Below are 12,672 nucleotides of genomic sequence, written 5' to 3' on the forward strand. Positions count from 1 at the left end.
AATGCCGTGAAAACCCTGGGGCCCCTGGCTATCGAAGGGCTTTTCCGCCCCCCGTGGCGCGAGGGTCCCCCGATGATCCCCTTCTCCGTCCTCGACCTGTCCCCCGTCATCTCCGGGGGCGACGCCGGCCTCGCCCTCCGCAACAGCCTGGACCTGGCCCGCCACGCGGAAGCCTGGGGCTACCAGCGCTTCTGGCTGGCCGAGCACCACAACATGACGGGCATCGCCAGCGCGGCCACGTCGGTGGTCATCGGGTACGTGGCGGGGGGCACGAAGACGATTCGCGTGGGCGCGGGCGGCGTCATGCTGCCCAACCACGCGCCGCTCATCATCGCGGAGCAGTTCGGCACCCTGGAGACGCTCTACCCCGGCCGCATCGACCTGGGCCTGGGCCGCGCGCCGGGGACGGATCAGCGCACCTCCGCCGCCCTGCGCCGGGGACTGGGCGGCGCGGACAGCTTCCCGCAGGACGTGGTGGAGCTGCAGAACTACTTCAAGGACCCCACGCCGGGGCAGGCCGTGCGCGCGGTGCCGGGCGCGGGCCTGCACGTGCCGCTGTGGCTGTTGGGCTCCAGCACCTTCAGCGCGCAGCTTGCCGCGGCCCTGGGGCTGCCCTTCGCGTTCGCGTCGCACTTCGCGCCCGCGCAGATGATGAGTGCGCTGCACCTGTACCGCACGCAGTTCCGCCCGTCGGACGTGCTCCAGAAGCCGTACGCGATGATTGGCGTGAACGTCTTCGCCGCGGACACGGACCAGGAGGGCCAGCGCCTCTTCACTTCGCTGCTCCAGGCCTTCATCAACCTGCGCCGGGGCCGGCCGGGCCCGCTCTTGCCGCCGGTGGACAGCATGGACGGTCAGCTCAACGAGATGGAGCTGGCGGAGATCGAACACATGCTGGCGTGCACCGTGGTGGGCTCGCCGGACAGCGTGCGCGACGGCCTCCAGTCCCTCCTGGAGCAGACCGGGGCCGACGAGCTGATGGTGACCGCGCAGATCTTCGACCACGCGGCGCGGCTGCGCTCCTTCGAGATCGTCTCGCAGGTGCGCGAGCAGCTCACGGCCGCTGACACGCGGCCCGCACCGTCCCCGCAAGCCGCGCGATGAGCTGGGCGTCGTGGCTGCCGAAGACGCGGCGCGAGCCGCCCGGCAGCCCCAGCACCAGGTAGTGGGTGTCCTCCACCACGAGCAGCGCGGCCATGGACGCGAAGAGGCCCAGGGCGGTGACGACGAGCCCCGCCTCGTACGCGCCCTTCAGCGCCGTCACGCTGACGGACAGCCAGGACAACAGCGGCAGCCCCAGCGCCCCGGCCAGCCCCACCGCGAGCAGGTAGGGCCACACCTTCGGGGTGCGGCGCGCGGTCTCCACCTGGAGCACGTCACGCAGCGCCCAGCTCTGGCCGCCCACGACGAGCCGCTCGCCGGTGACACGGACCTGGCCGGCCTGGAAGAGGGAGGTCTCCGCCGCGTCCGACACCGGAGCCACCGGGCGGCGCTCCGCTTCACGCAAGGGGACAACGGGACGCAGCACGGTGACGACGGCCATCGGTTCACCCATGGGTGGTCTCCAACAGAGGAAAGTGCAAGCGCAGGAGGGCGCGAAGCTCATCGAGCGGGCGGCCCAGCGCGAAACATGCCCGGGCCCCCTGACACAGGGCGCGGGACACCAGGCGCTCGTCCGCGAAGGGCAGGAGGACGACGACGGGCGCGGCGGCGGCGCAGTCCCGCGCGTGCGTCAGCACCGGGAGGATGGCCTCCCCGCGCTCCACGTGCGCCAGCACCAGGTCCGGCCGGGCCGCGTCCTCCGCGTCCAGGAACAGGGCAATGCCCAGGTCGCCCAGCACGTCCGCCAGCAGCGAGGCCAGGGACTCATCCGCACCGAGCAGCAAGGCCCGGGTTGTGCGCAGGGACACCACGGTCCCACGTCACAGCAAGCTACATGCCGGAACCACCGTCCCCCGGGGCCACGGAGTTATCACCCGTGGACCATGGCAATCCGCCAGCCCCCCGTGGCGGATTGCCACACGGGCCGGTTACCGCTCCCGCTCGCGACGATGGATGGTGGACACATCAATGCCCAGGAGCTCCGCGGCGCGGGTCTTGTTCCCGCCGCAGTGCTGGACCATCCAGTGGATGTACTCCCCCTCCAGCTTGCGCAGGGTCCACACTCCCTCCTGCGCCTGGGCGAGCGGGGCCGCCGGCTCCGGCACCGGCGCGTGGGGCCGCAGGTCCTCCAGCGTCACTGTCTCCCGGGGGACGAGCACCACCAGCCGCTCCACCAGGTTCTCCAGCTCGCGCACGTTGCCCGGCCAGGGCATGGCGCCCAGCGCGGCCACCACCTCCGGTGACAGCGACGTCACGCGGGAGCGCGGGTTGCGTGTGCGAGAGCGGGCGGTGAAGTGCTCCACCAGCTGCGGGATGTCCTCCCGGCGCTCCTTCAGCGAAGGCACCCGCAGCGTGACGACGTTGAGCCGGTAGAAGAGGTCCGCGCGGAAGCGCCCCTCCCGCACGCGCGCCTCCAGGTCCTGGTGCGTTGCTGCCACCACGCGCACATCCACGGTGCGGCTGGCATCCGAGCCCACCGCGCGCACCTCGCCGTCCTCCAGCACGCGCAACAGCCGCGCCTGGAGCTCCGTGGGCATGTCGCCAATCTCGTCCAGGAACAGCGTGCCGCCGTGCGCCTCCACGAACAGGCCGCGCCGCACGGACGTGGCCCCGGTGAAGGCGCCCTTCACGTGGCCGAACAGCTCGCTCTCCAGAAGCGGCCCCGGCAGCGCGGTGCAGTTGACGGCCACGAAGGGGTTGGCCGCGCGCGGGCCCTCGACGTGGAGCGCGCGGGCCACCAGCTCCTTGCCGCTGCCGCTCTCGCCCCGGAGCAGCACCGGGGCCGCCGCGTGCGCCACCCGGTCGATGAGCTCGTACAGCCCGCGCATGGGCGCGCTCCTACCCACCAGCGCGCCCAGGCCGGAGCGCTCCTGCGACGCCTGCTTCAGCGCCCGGTGCTCCGCGCGCAGCCGGCGGTCCTCCAGCGCTCGGCCCAGGTACAGCCGCACCTCGTCCAGGCGGAAGGGCTTGGTGAAGTAGTGGTACGCGCCCCGGCGCATCGCCTCCACGGCGCTCTCCACGCCGCCGAAGGCCGTCATCAGCAGCACGGGCAGCTCCGCGTCCACCGCGCGGGCGGCGTCCAGCACGTCCAGGCCGTCCACCTTCTCCATGCGCAGGTCGGTCAGCACCGCGTCGTACACGCGCGAGCGGATGAGCGTCAGCGCTTCCTGCCCGCCCGTGGCCAGGTCCACCGTCCAGCCCGCGTCGGCCAGCGGCTCCTGGAGCATGCGCCCCATCTCCACGTGGTCGTCCACCACGAGGATGCGCGCGTCAGACGGCAAGTCGCTCGGCATTTCGTTCCTCTGGGACGGCGCGGGCCACCGGCCACAGCACGGTGACGCGGGTGCCCTGCCCCGGCGTGCTCTCCAGCTCCACCCGTCCGCCGTGGTTGCGCACGACGTGGGCCACCATCGTCAGCCCCAGCCCCGTGCCCTGGCCGCGCTTCTTCGTGGTGAAGAACGGGTCGAACACCTGGTTGAGGCGCTCCTTGGGAATCCCGCACCCGTCGTCACGCACGGTGAGCGCGACCAGGCCCCAGGTGCCTTCCTCCGGCCCCGCCAGCGCGGAAGCCGAAACCTCCACCTTGCCGCCCTCGTTGCACGCATCGCACGCATTGAGCGTGAGGTTGAGCAGCACCTGCTGGAGCTGATCCGCGTCCGCCGCCAGTGAGGGCACGGACTCCGGCACGTCCACGATCAAGCTCACCCGCCGCCGCTCCGCCTCCACCTGCAACAGCTCGTGCACGCTCCGGGCGAGCGGCCCCAGCGCCACCGGCCGCACCATCGCCGGCTGCAGGCGGGAGAAGTCCAGCAGCTGGCGCAGCGTGCGGCTCACCCGGTCGATCTGTTCGACGATGACGCCCAGCCCCGGCCCTTGAGGATGCGAGGGGCCCAGCTTGCTCTGCACGTACTCCGCCCGGCCGCGCACCACGCCCAGCGGCGTGCCGATCTCATGCGCGATGCCCGCGGCCAGCACACCCACCGTGGCCAGCTTCTCCGCGCGCAACAGCTGCGTCTCCAGCGCGCGCACGTCGCTCAGATCCTCCACCACCAGGAGCGCGCGCGTCTCCTCCTTCGGGTCCTCCGCGGTCAGCGGCACCGCGTGCAGGTTGTACGTACCCTCCTCGCCGAAGAGCGCCAGCGGTTCGCCCAGGAGGCTCAGGGGCCGGTCCTCCTGCCGCGCGGACGCCACCAGCGCGGACAGCCGCTCCACCACCGGCGCCGGCGCCCCGGGGAACGCGGACGCCAGGGGCGCTCCCGTCACGTTGCCGGGCACGCGCGAGCGTAGGGCCTGGTTGACCGCGCTGATCCGCCCGTCCTCCGTCAGCGCGAGGACGCCCGTGGGCAGATGGTCCAAGATCTTCCGCGTCCGGTCATGGAGCGCGGCGAGCTGGGCCGCGTGCCGGCGGCTCTCTGTCAGCGCCACCGCGCGCCGCCGCGCCAGCACCACGTACACCGCGAAGGCCACCAGGAAGAACGCCACCAGCGCGCCCGCGCCCAACAGCCGCACCACCAGCGACTGCTCGTGCGAACGCAGCGCCGCGGTGGACACCAGCGTCGCCACCGCCCAGTGACTGCCGCCGCGCATGCGGATGGGCGTGTAGACGGCCACCACCTCCGAGCGCCCCAGCCCCAGCCGCTCCGCCTCCTGTTCGGACAGGGGCAGCATGCCGCGCGCACCAGCCTTCAGCCGGGACACGAGGAACGCGAAGCCCGGCACACCCGAGTCCTTCTGGCTCGCGCGGCCGAACCACTCCGCCAGGGCCGGGTCGCTCGCGGGCGTGGGCTGGCCGTGCGTGCCCACGAGCAGCATCCGCGCATCCAGGTCCGACGTGACGATGCGCAGCGGCGCGAAGAACGACTCCGTGTCCACCAGCACCGCCACCGCGCCCTCGGGCTTGCCATCCGTCGCGGGCAGCCCCGTGGCCAGGATGCGCAGCCAGCCGCCGTTGGCCGCGTCCAGGATGGGCGACGTGGTGAGGTCGCCGGGCGGACGCTGCAACGCCCGGCGCGCCGTCTCGGCCATCTCCGCCACCAGTCCCTCGCGAGACACCTGCGCGTCCGGCTTGCGGTCCAAGAGCAGCAGCCGCTCCACACCGTCGCCGTCGTACGCCGCGATGGCCTTGTACTGGCCCACCGCCTCCAGCAACGCGCGCAGCTCCCGGCGGTGCTCCGCCAGGGTCCCCGGCTGGGACATCAGCTCGCCGGCGAAGCGCAGGTTCTTGCCCACCTCCTCCAGCGAGTCCGTGACGCCACCCACGGCCTCGTCCAGCTGCTTCTGCCGGTCCCCGGCGAACTGCTCCACCAGGGTCGTCCGGCTGCGCTTCACGAGCGTCCAGACCCCCACCCCCACGCTCGCCAGCGCGGCGCACAAGAGGAGGATGGGCAGGAGCGTGGACCGCATGAGCGGCCCGCAACCTAACCCGTTGGGTGCTCCCAAGTCCTTGTTTCCAAAAGCATTTGTCCCACCTGCCCTCCGGTACTTGCCCGTTGACGGACCGCGTCGCGGAGTGCTACCTACCGGTCGGTAGGTGAAGTGACCTACCGGTCGGTAGGTGGTCTCAGCCCGGCAGCAGGCAGGCCGGCAAGGGAAGGCACGCATGACACCCACGGGGCGCAAACCGGACGAGGGCGAGCGGTACAGGGCCATCCTGGAGACGGCGGCGCGGCTCATCTGCGAGCGCGGCTACGAGGGCACGTCGATGCAGGAGATCGCCGCCGCGTGCCGGATGACGAAGGCGGGGCTCTACCACCACATCCAGAACAAGGAGCAGCTGCTCTTCGCCATCATGAACTACGGCATGGACGTGTTCGAGGAGCAGGTCCTCGCGCCCGTCCAGGACGTGGCGGATCCGGTGGAGCGGCTGCGCCAGTGCATGCGGCAGAACATCCACCTGGTGACGAGCGGCCGCAGCAAGGAGGTCATCATCATCCTCCACGAGCACGCCACGCTCACCGGTGAAGCGCGCGAGTACATCGACCGGCGCAAGAAGCGCTACGTGCGCTTCCTGGAGGACGCGTTCGCGGAGGCCAACCGCCTGGGCCGCCTGCGCGGCGTGGTGGACCCCACCGTCGCGGCCTTCTCGTTCCTGGGGATGATCCTCTGGGTCTACAAGTGGTTCAAACCGGACGGGCGTCTCACCGAGGAGCAGATCGCCGACGGCATGGTGGAGCTGCTCTTTCCCTCCGCCGCTTCGGCCGTGAGCGCCCCGGTCCCTTCGTCTGAAGACGCGCCCGCGCTGCGCATGGTGCCGCGCGCCGCTTCCGGTTCCAGCTCCGGTTCTGGAGGAGAGCCCCAGTGAACCGCGCCCGTTGGAGTTCCCTGTCGGAGGCGGTGGCCTCCATCCCGGACGGCGCGTCGCTCGCGGCCGGCGGGTTCATGCTGGGCCGCGCGCCCATGGCGCTGGTGCTGGAGCTGGTGGCGCAGGAGAAGCGCGGCCTGCAGCTCATCTCCCTGCCCAACCCGCTGCCGGCGGAGTTCCTGGTCGCGGGCGGGTGTCTCCAGCGCGTGGAGCTGCCCTTCGGCGCGCTGGTGCTGGAGAACCGCGTGCGTCCCCTGCCCTGCCTCAAGCGGGCCATCGAGGCGGGCGAGCTCGAGTGGCGCGAGCACGACGGCTACCGCGTGGTGCAGCGGCTGCGCGCGGCGTCCATGGGGCTGCCCTTCATCCCCGCGCCGGACGCGGACGTGTCGGAGCTGGCGGAGGTGGACGCGCCGCGCACGGTGGAGGACCCGTTCACGGGCCGCCGCGTGCCGGTGGAGCCCGCGTACTACCCGGACGTGGCGCTCATCCACGCCCGGGCGGCGGACGACAAGGGCAACCTGCTGATCGAAGACCCCACCACGGACCTGCTCGTCGCGGGCGCCGCGAAGCGGATCATCGCCACCGTGGAGGAGCGCGTGCCGAAGCTGTCGCGCGTCACCATCCCCGCCTTCCAGGTGGAGCGTGTGGTGCTCGCCCCCGGCGGTGCGCTGCCCACGGGCTGCCTGGGCCAGTACCCGCATGACGACGCGATGCTCGCGGCCTACCTGGCCGCGGCGGACGCGGGCGACGCGAAGGGCTTCCTCATGTCGCTGCGCGCGACGCGGAGCGCGGCATGACGACGACGACGGTGGACGCGACGCCCGCGGAGACGGTGGTGTCGCTGCTGGCGCGGGAGATTGAAGACGGCTCGGTGGTGGCCACGGGCGTGGCGTCGCCGCTGGTCATCCTGGCCATCGCGGTGGCCCGGGCCACGCATGCGCCGGGGCTGACGTACCTGGCGTGTGTCGGTTCGTTGGATCCGGCGCTGCCGGAGCTGTTCCCGTCGTCCGAGGACCTGCGGTACCTGGACGGCCGGTCCGCGGAGGTGAGCATCGCGGACCTGTTCGACCACGCCCGGCGCGGCCGGGTGGACACGGTCTTCTTTGGCGCGGCGGAGGTGGACCCGGCGGGCCGCACCAACATGACGGCGTCCGGCAGCCTGGACAAGCCGCGCACCAAGTTCCCCGGCGTGGCGGGCGCGGCCACGCTGCGCCAGTGGGTGAAGAACCCCGTGCTGCTGGTGCCCCGGCAGTCGCGCCGCAACCTCGTCCCGCAGGTCCAGGTGGCCACGACGCGCGACCCCAGCCGTCCGGTGCGGCTCATCTCCGACCTGGGCACGTATGAGCTGGGCGGGCCTCGTGGGGCGCGGCTGTTGGCGCGCCACCCGTGGGCCACGGTGGACGGCATCGCCGAGCGGACCGGCTTCGAGTTCGCGGTGCCGGACGCCCTGCCCGTCACCTCCCTGCCGGACGCGCGCACGGTGTCGGCCATCCGCGCGCTGGACCCCCGCAACCTGCGCGACGCGCTCGTCGGCGGCTGAAGCACTCCTTCCCCATCCTTCAAGCAGCACGGAAAAGAGGCACCGCATGGAAGCCGTCGTTCTTCGCCAGTTCGGGAGTGCAGAGAACCTGCGTCTGGAGACCGTGCCGGTGCCCCGGCCGGGCAAGGGCGAGGTGCTGCTGAAGGTCCACGCGTGCGGCGTCTGCTACCACGACGTCATCAACCGCCGCGGCAACCTGCCCCGCACGCACGTGCCCGCCATCCTGGGGCACGAGGCCGCGGGCGAGGTGGTGGAGGTGGGCCCGGACACGGTGGGCTGGAAGGTGGGCGACCGCGCGGCGACGCTGCAGCGCATGTCCTGCGGCGAGTGCGCGCTGTGCCTCTCCGGCCGCAACAGCCTGTGCAAGACGGACAACCGCTTCTTCGGCGAGGAGCTCCAGGGCGGCTACGCGCAGTTCATGGTGGCCCCGGTGCGAGGCCTGGGCCGCGTGCCGTCCGACCTGCCCTGGGCGGTGGCCGCCACGGTGTGCTGCACGCTGGGCACCGCCGTGCACACGCTGCGCACGCGGGCGAAGGTGAAGGCCGGTGAGACGGTGCTGATCACCGGCGCCAGCGGCGGCGTTGGCCTGGCCGCCGTGCAGTTGGCGAAGGTGGACGGGGCGCGCGTCATCGCCATCACGTCCGGCGAGGCGAAGGTCGCGGCCCTCAGGGAGGCTGGCGCGGACGAGGTGATTGTCTCGCGCGGCCTGGACTTCGGTTCGGAGGCGCGCAAGCGCACGCAGGGCCAGGGTGTGGACGTGGCGGTGGAGATTGTGGGCAGCGCCACCTTCGACCAGACGCTCAAGGCCATGGCGCCCGGCGGACGCGTGGTGGTGGTGGGCAACCTGGAGTCGGGGGTGGTGAACCTCAACCCGGGGCTGGTCATCGTGAAGGAGCTGGAGATTCTTGGCGCGTACGCGACGACGCGCGAGGAGCTGGACGAGTCGCTGCGGCTGACGGCCAAGGGCCTCATCCGCCCCTTCGTGTCGGAAGAGGTGCCGCTGGCGGATGCGAGCCGCGCGCACTTCCGCCTGGAGAACCGGGAAGTGGCGGGCCGGCTGGTGCTGGTGCCGCCGGCGGCGTGAGGCCCACTGGATTCGCGACCTTTTGACTTGAGGAGTTCCCCATGAAGAAGCGGGTTGGAATCGAAGCGCTGGCGGTGGCGGTCCCCCGGCGGTACGTGGACATCGAGGACCTGGCGCGGGCGCGCGGCGTGGACCCGGCGAAGTTCACCGCGGGCCTGGGCGCGAAGGAGATGGCGGTCAACGACCCGGGCGAGGACTCCGTGTCGCTGGCGGCCACGGCGGCCGCGCGCCTCATCCAGCAGCAGGGCGTGGACACCTCCAAGCTGGGCATGCTGGTGGTGGGCACGGAGACGGGCGTGGACCACTCCAAGCCCATCGCGTCGCACGTGCACGGCCTCTTGAAGCTGCCTCGCGGCATGCGCACGTTCGACTCGCAGCACGCGTGCTACGGCGGCACGGCGGGCCTGATGGCGGCGGTGGAGTGGATTGCGTCCGGCGCCGCGGCGGGCCGCTCCGCGCTGGTGGTGTGCACGGACATCGCGCGCTACGGCCTGAAGACGGCGGGCGAGCCCACGCAGGGCGGCGGCGCGGTGGCGCTGCTGGTGTCGGAGACGCCGGACCTGCTGGCGGTGGACGTGGGGCTCAACGGCGTGAGCACCGCGGACGTGTACGACTTCTGGCGCCCGGTGGGCCGGCGCGAGGCGCTGGTGGACGGGCACTACTCCATCACCTGCTACCTGGACGCCATGGCGGGCGCGTACCGGGGCTGGCGCGAGCGCGCCATGGAGCAGGGGCTGGTGCGGTGGGATTCGAAGCTGCCCAGCGAGCAACTGGCGCGCATCCTCTACCACGTGCCCTTCTGCAAGATGGCGCGCAAGGCGCACGCGCAGGTGCGGCTGTGCGACCTGGAGGATTCGGGGAACGGGCCGGCCACGCCCGAGGCGCGCGACGAGGCGGCGAAGTCGCAGGCCAGCTACGACGCGCAGGTGGCGAAGTCGCTGGGGCTGAACGCGCGGGTGGGCAACGTCTACACGGCGTCGCTGTACCTGGCGCTCGCGGGCCAGCTGCACGCGGAGGGCGCGGCGCTGGCCGGCCAGCGGATTGGCCTCTTGTCCTACGGCAGCGGTTCCTGCGCGGAGTTCTACACCGGTGTCGTGGGTGAGAAGGCCGCGGAGCGCATGGCCCGCGCGGACCTGGACACGGTGCTGGCGAAGCGCGAGCGCGTGTCGGTGGAGGAGTACGAGCGGCTGATGAACCTGCCCTACGACGCGCCGGAGGCCATTGCGCCGGAGCCGGGCACGTTCCGGCTGGCGGAGATCCACGAGTTCCGCCGCAAGTACGCGGGCGCGTAGGCCTCAGCGGTTCAGGTGAAGTCCCCTCGGGCGATGCGCGCTTCCTGGCGTGCATCGCCCGTCTGCTTTTCATGGGCATGGTCCCGAACCGGTTTGATGGGGTTTGGGCAGCGCAGGGGCCGGACTGCCGACACGGGGGTTGTCATTGAACGCGGAGCGTTTGCGGCGGCTGGTCGCCAGGGCATTGAAGGCAACGTTGGCCACGCCGCTTGTGATTGCCGGATGCCACGGCGAACGGCCCGTGAAGCCGGACGTGCCCGCTGGACTCCTGGCGACGAACTACCGCCGGATCCGGTGCGTGGACGCTCCTCCGAGGGAGGAATCCTCTTTCTCCAACGCGGTCCCCGGAATCGACAGGGCGTGGATGGTGCCCGAGGCGGTACTCGTACACCTGGGAGCTCGTCGCCGACACGTCACAGCCTCGGCTGCCCAATGGAGGGCAGCCAGTCCGCGTCGAGCGGAAGCGAATCCCCGGCTTCCAGCCCGTCTTCACCGCGGGAAATGATTGCGAGACGGCCGTCATCCGCGAGGCCATGGTGCGCATCGCGGAGGACGAGACGCGCCACGCGGGCCTGTCCTGGGACATCGACGCGTGGGCCGCGCCCAGGCTGTCCGAGGAAGAACGCTCCGCCCTTCGGGAGGCCCGGCGTCAGGCGCTGGCCGTACTGCGCGCGGAGATGGCCGTGCCGCTGGACGCGCGTCTCTCCGCGGAGGCCGGACTGCCTTCACCGGCGGTGGCACTGGCGCTGTTGGACTTGCTGGAGCAGGAACTCTGGGCCTGAGGCGCTACAGCACTTCCGCGCGCAGGTCGGGGAACACCTTCCCCACCTTGCCGAGCAGGTAGTCCCCATACGTGCCCTGGAAGGTGTGCACGCTCTGGCGGTCCCATCGCTCCGCATGGTCGTCCGCGCCCGCGTCCTTCAGTGCGGGCGAGTCGATGGCGCGCACCTGCGCCGTCCAGTCCGGATCAAAGAAGAACGGCAGCGACAGCCGGTCGCGGCCCGCGCGGTTGAGGACCCGGTGCGGCGTGGAGCGGTACACGCCGCGCGTCATCCGGTCGAGCATGTCGCCGATGTTGCACACGAACGCATCCTCCACCGGAGGAGCGTCCACCCAGCGAGTCTGCCCCTCCTGGCGAGTCTTCACCTGGAGCCCGCCCGCGTCGTCCTGCTTGAGGATGGTGAGTACGCCATAGTCGGTGTGCTCGCCCACGCCCCACACCGGCAGGCCTTCCACGTCCATCTCCGGGCCCGGCGGGTAGTTGAAGATGCGGAACAGCACCGTCGGATCCGCCATGTACCGGGTGGCGAAGAAGTCCGCTTCCAGGTCCAGGCTGAGCGCGATGCCGGACATCAGCGCGTGTCCCAGCGACGTCAGCGCCGCCATGTACGCCAGCACCGCGCCCCCCAGCCCCTCCGGCTCAAGGGGGAACAGGTTCGGTCCATGCAGCGGAGTGCCGGCGCGCACACGAGGGTCGTCTAGCGACAGCTCCGTGCCGAAGTACAACCCCTCCTTGCGGTCCGGCCGGCCCGAAGTGAGCTCCCCGCCCACGGGGAAGAAGCCACGCCACGCCCTCCCCCCGAGCGCCATGCGCACCCGCTGCTTCTCCTCCTCCGGCCGCGAGAAGAAGTCCCGAGCCAGCGCCTCCAACCGGGTCTGAATGCCCACGTCCACGCCATGGCCCACGACATAGAAGAAGCCGGTGTTCCTACAAGCCGCGCCCATGCGAGCAGCGACCTCCCTTCGGGCCAGGGGGCTCGACGTGGGGTCCACGAGGGCTCGGACGTCGATGAGGGGCACGGTATCCATGGCGCGAACTCTAGCCAGAAGTGCGTTGCCCCATCCTGCGCGGAAGCATGGCTCCGGCGACTGCGTCCAAGGTCAATCGGAGCAGGCGCTCCCACCACTGCCCCAGGCAGCCCAGGGTCCCGTGAAACAGTCCACCCGCCTTGCACTTCGCGCCGAGAGAGCCGGAGGGAGGAACCGCAGGCGGGAGACACCCCTCACCGGACGAAGCGCTCCCATTCGCCCGACCGTCAGACAGGTTGAGCGAAGCATCATCCGCCATGCCCCTCCCGGAGCCCCCGCCATCATGTCCACACGACGCGTCCCCCAGGACGGTTGAAGACAGCGGCGTCCCGCTGTCGGGCCCAATGGGGCAGACCTGGCCATGGGGACGGAGTGCAACGCCGAGCGCCTCGGTGTCCTCAACGGCTGGCGCAAGGACGCCGAGGCTCCGTTCGTCCACGCAAGTCCCTGTCCCCAGCGCATCATCCAGGAGGGAGGCCGGCACGGGCGCGCCGAGAAGGTCCTCATGGACGGATGGAGCCTCGGGGGAAGCCTGCTCCTGGGG

The 12,672-nt window shown here is 71.6% G+C and carries 13 protein-coding genes; 8 read left to right on the forward strand and 5 right to left on the reverse strand.

The window, feature by feature from the left end:
• Positions 1–72 precede the first annotated feature (72 nt).
• The gene (locus D7Y21_RS23710; RefSeq protein WP_120562782.1) at positions 73–1,104 is read left to right on the forward strand and encodes an LLM class flavin-dependent oxidoreductase; all 1,032 of its coding nucleotides are present in this window, start codon (positions 73–75) and stop codon (positions 1,102–1,104) included.
• On the opposite strand, the gene D7Y21_RS23715 is transcribed toward D7Y21_RS23710, so the two are convergent.
• The 4 genes from D7Y21_RS23715 to D7Y21_RS23730 form a co-directional block, all read right to left on the reverse strand.
• Positions 1,055–1,555, reverse strand: coding sequence for a DUF6232 family protein (locus D7Y21_RS23715; protein ID WP_147443156.1), 501 nt, complete (start codon positions 1,553–1,555; stop codon positions 1,055–1,057). The two genes, D7Y21_RS23710 and D7Y21_RS23715, sit on opposite strands and share 50 nt — an antisense overlap.
• Positions 1,548–1,910, reverse strand: coding sequence for a DNA-binding response regulator (locus D7Y21_RS23720; protein ID WP_233612256.1), 363 nt, complete (start codon positions 1,908–1,910; stop codon positions 1,548–1,550). The genes D7Y21_RS23715 and D7Y21_RS23720 overlap by 8 nt, the downstream gene beginning before the upstream one ends.
• A 120-nt stretch (positions 1,911–2,030) precedes the next feature.
• Positions 2,031–3,395 (reverse strand): sigma-54-dependent transcriptional regulator, encoded by a 1,365-nt coding sequence (locus tag D7Y21_RS23725; RefSeq protein ID WP_370039109.1) that lies wholly within the window; start codon positions 3,393–3,395, stop codon positions 2,031–2,033.
• Positions 3,373–5,505: an ATP-binding protein gene (locus D7Y21_RS23730; protein WP_121715887.1), complete on the reverse strand. Its 2,133-nt coding sequence runs from the start codon at positions 5,503–5,505 to the stop codon at positions 3,373–3,375. Before D7Y21_RS23730 ends, D7Y21_RS23725 begins: the two co-directional genes overlap by 23 nt.
• 196 nt (positions 5,506–5,701) lie before the next feature.
• Here D7Y21_RS23730 and D7Y21_RS23735 point away from each other — a divergent pair, with 196 nt between their 5' ends.
• From D7Y21_RS23735 to D7Y21_RS23765, 6 genes are all read left to right on the forward strand, one after another.
• Positions 5,702–6,403 carry a TetR/AcrR family transcriptional regulator gene (locus D7Y21_RS23735; protein ID WP_121715889.1) on the forward strand — a complete coding sequence of 234 codons (702 nt, stop codon included), beginning with the start codon at positions 5,702–5,704 and terminating at the stop codon, positions 6,401–6,403.
• On the forward strand, positions 6,400–7,200 hold the full coding sequence (locus D7Y21_RS23740) for a CoA transferase subunit A (RefSeq protein WP_120562777.1): 801 nt from the start codon (positions 6,400–6,402) through the stop codon (positions 7,198–7,200). The genes D7Y21_RS23735 and D7Y21_RS23740 overlap by 4 nt, the downstream gene beginning before the upstream one ends.
• Positions 7,197–7,943 carry a CoA-transferase subunit beta gene (locus tag D7Y21_RS23745; protein WP_121715891.1) on the forward strand — a complete coding sequence of 249 codons (747 nt, stop codon included), beginning with the start codon at positions 7,197–7,199 and terminating at the stop codon, positions 7,941–7,943. The genes D7Y21_RS23740 and D7Y21_RS23745 overlap by 4 nt, the downstream gene beginning before the upstream one ends.
• Before the next feature lie 46 nt (positions 7,944–7,989).
• Entirely contained in the window at positions 7,990–9,027 is a 1,038-nt protein-coding gene (locus D7Y21_RS23750) for a zinc-binding dehydrogenase (RefSeq protein WP_121715892.1), read from the forward strand.
• Between the two features lie 41 nt (positions 9,028–9,068).
• Positions 9,069–10,319 carry a hydroxymethylglutaryl-CoA synthase family protein gene (locus D7Y21_RS23755; protein ID WP_120562774.1) on the forward strand — a complete coding sequence of 417 codons (1,251 nt, stop codon included), beginning with the start codon at positions 9,069–9,071 and terminating at the stop codon, positions 10,317–10,319.
• Between the two features lie 533 nt (positions 10,320–10,852).
• Positions 10,853–11,101 (forward strand): hypothetical protein, encoded by a 249-nt coding sequence (locus tag D7Y21_RS23765; protein ID WP_199735480.1) that lies wholly within the window; start codon positions 10,853–10,855, stop codon positions 11,099–11,101.
• A gap of 4 nt (positions 11,102–11,105) precedes the next feature.
• Here D7Y21_RS23765 and D7Y21_RS23770 read toward each other — a convergent pair whose 3' ends face one another.
• Positions 11,106–12,128, reverse strand: a complete 1,023-nt coding sequence (locus D7Y21_RS23770; RefSeq protein ID WP_121715895.1) for an isopenicillin N synthase family oxygenase — start codon at positions 12,126–12,128, stop codon at positions 11,106–11,108.
• Positions 12,129–12,489: 361 nt separating this feature from the next.
• On the opposite strand from D7Y21_RS23770, the gene D7Y21_RS42920 reads away from it, so the two are divergent.
• A partial coding sequence (locus tag D7Y21_RS42920; protein WP_233612257.1) for a hypothetical protein occupies positions 12,490–12,672 on the forward strand: 183 nt, incomplete at its 3' end.

It is taken from the genome of Corallococcus sp. AB045 (assembly GCF_003668895.1).
Lineage (GTDB): Bacteria > Myxococcota > Myxococcia > Myxococcales > Myxococcaceae > Corallococcus > Corallococcus coralloides.

What these genes read in the sequence shown, in the direction of transcription:
- D7Y21_RS23710 (WP_120562782.1), top strand. Translation starts at nt 73, where the DNA reads ATGATCCCCTTCTCCGTCCTCGACCTGTCCCCCGTCATCTCCGGGGGC.
- D7Y21_RS23715 (WP_147443156.1), bottom strand. Translation starts at nt 1,555, where the DNA reads ATGGGTGAACCGATGGCCGTCGTCACCGTGCTGCGTCCCGTTGTCCCC.
- D7Y21_RS23725 (WP_370039109.1), bottom strand. Translation starts at nt 3,395, where the DNA reads ATGCCGAGCGACTTGCCGTCTGACGCGCGCATCCTCGTGGTGGACGAC.
- D7Y21_RS23730 (WP_121715887.1), bottom strand. Translation starts at nt 5,505, where the DNA reads ATGCGGTCCACGCTCCTGCCCATCCTCCTCTTGTGCGCCGCGCTGGCG.
- D7Y21_RS23735 (WP_121715889.1), top strand. Translation starts at nt 5,702, where the DNA reads ATGACACCCACGGGGCGCAAACCGGACGAGGGCGAGCGGTACAGGGCC.
- D7Y21_RS23745 (WP_121715891.1), top strand. Translation starts at nt 7,197, where the DNA reads ATGACGACGACGACGGTGGACGCGACGCCCGCGGAGACGGTGGTGTCG.
- D7Y21_RS23750 (WP_121715892.1), top strand. Translation starts at nt 7,990, where the DNA reads ATGGAAGCCGTCGTTCTTCGCCAGTTCGGGAGTGCAGAGAACCTGCGT.
- D7Y21_RS23755 (WP_120562774.1), top strand. Translation starts at nt 9,069, where the DNA reads ATGAAGAAGCGGGTTGGAATCGAAGCGCTGGCGGTGGCGGTCCCCCGG.
- D7Y21_RS23765 (WP_199735480.1), top strand. Translation starts at nt 10,853, where the DNA reads ATGGTGCGCATCGCGGAGGACGAGACGCGCCACGCGGGCCTGTCCTGG.
- D7Y21_RS23770 (WP_121715895.1), bottom strand. Translation starts at nt 12,128, where the DNA reads ATGGATACCGTGCCCCTCATCGACGTCCGAGCCCTCGTGGACCCCACG.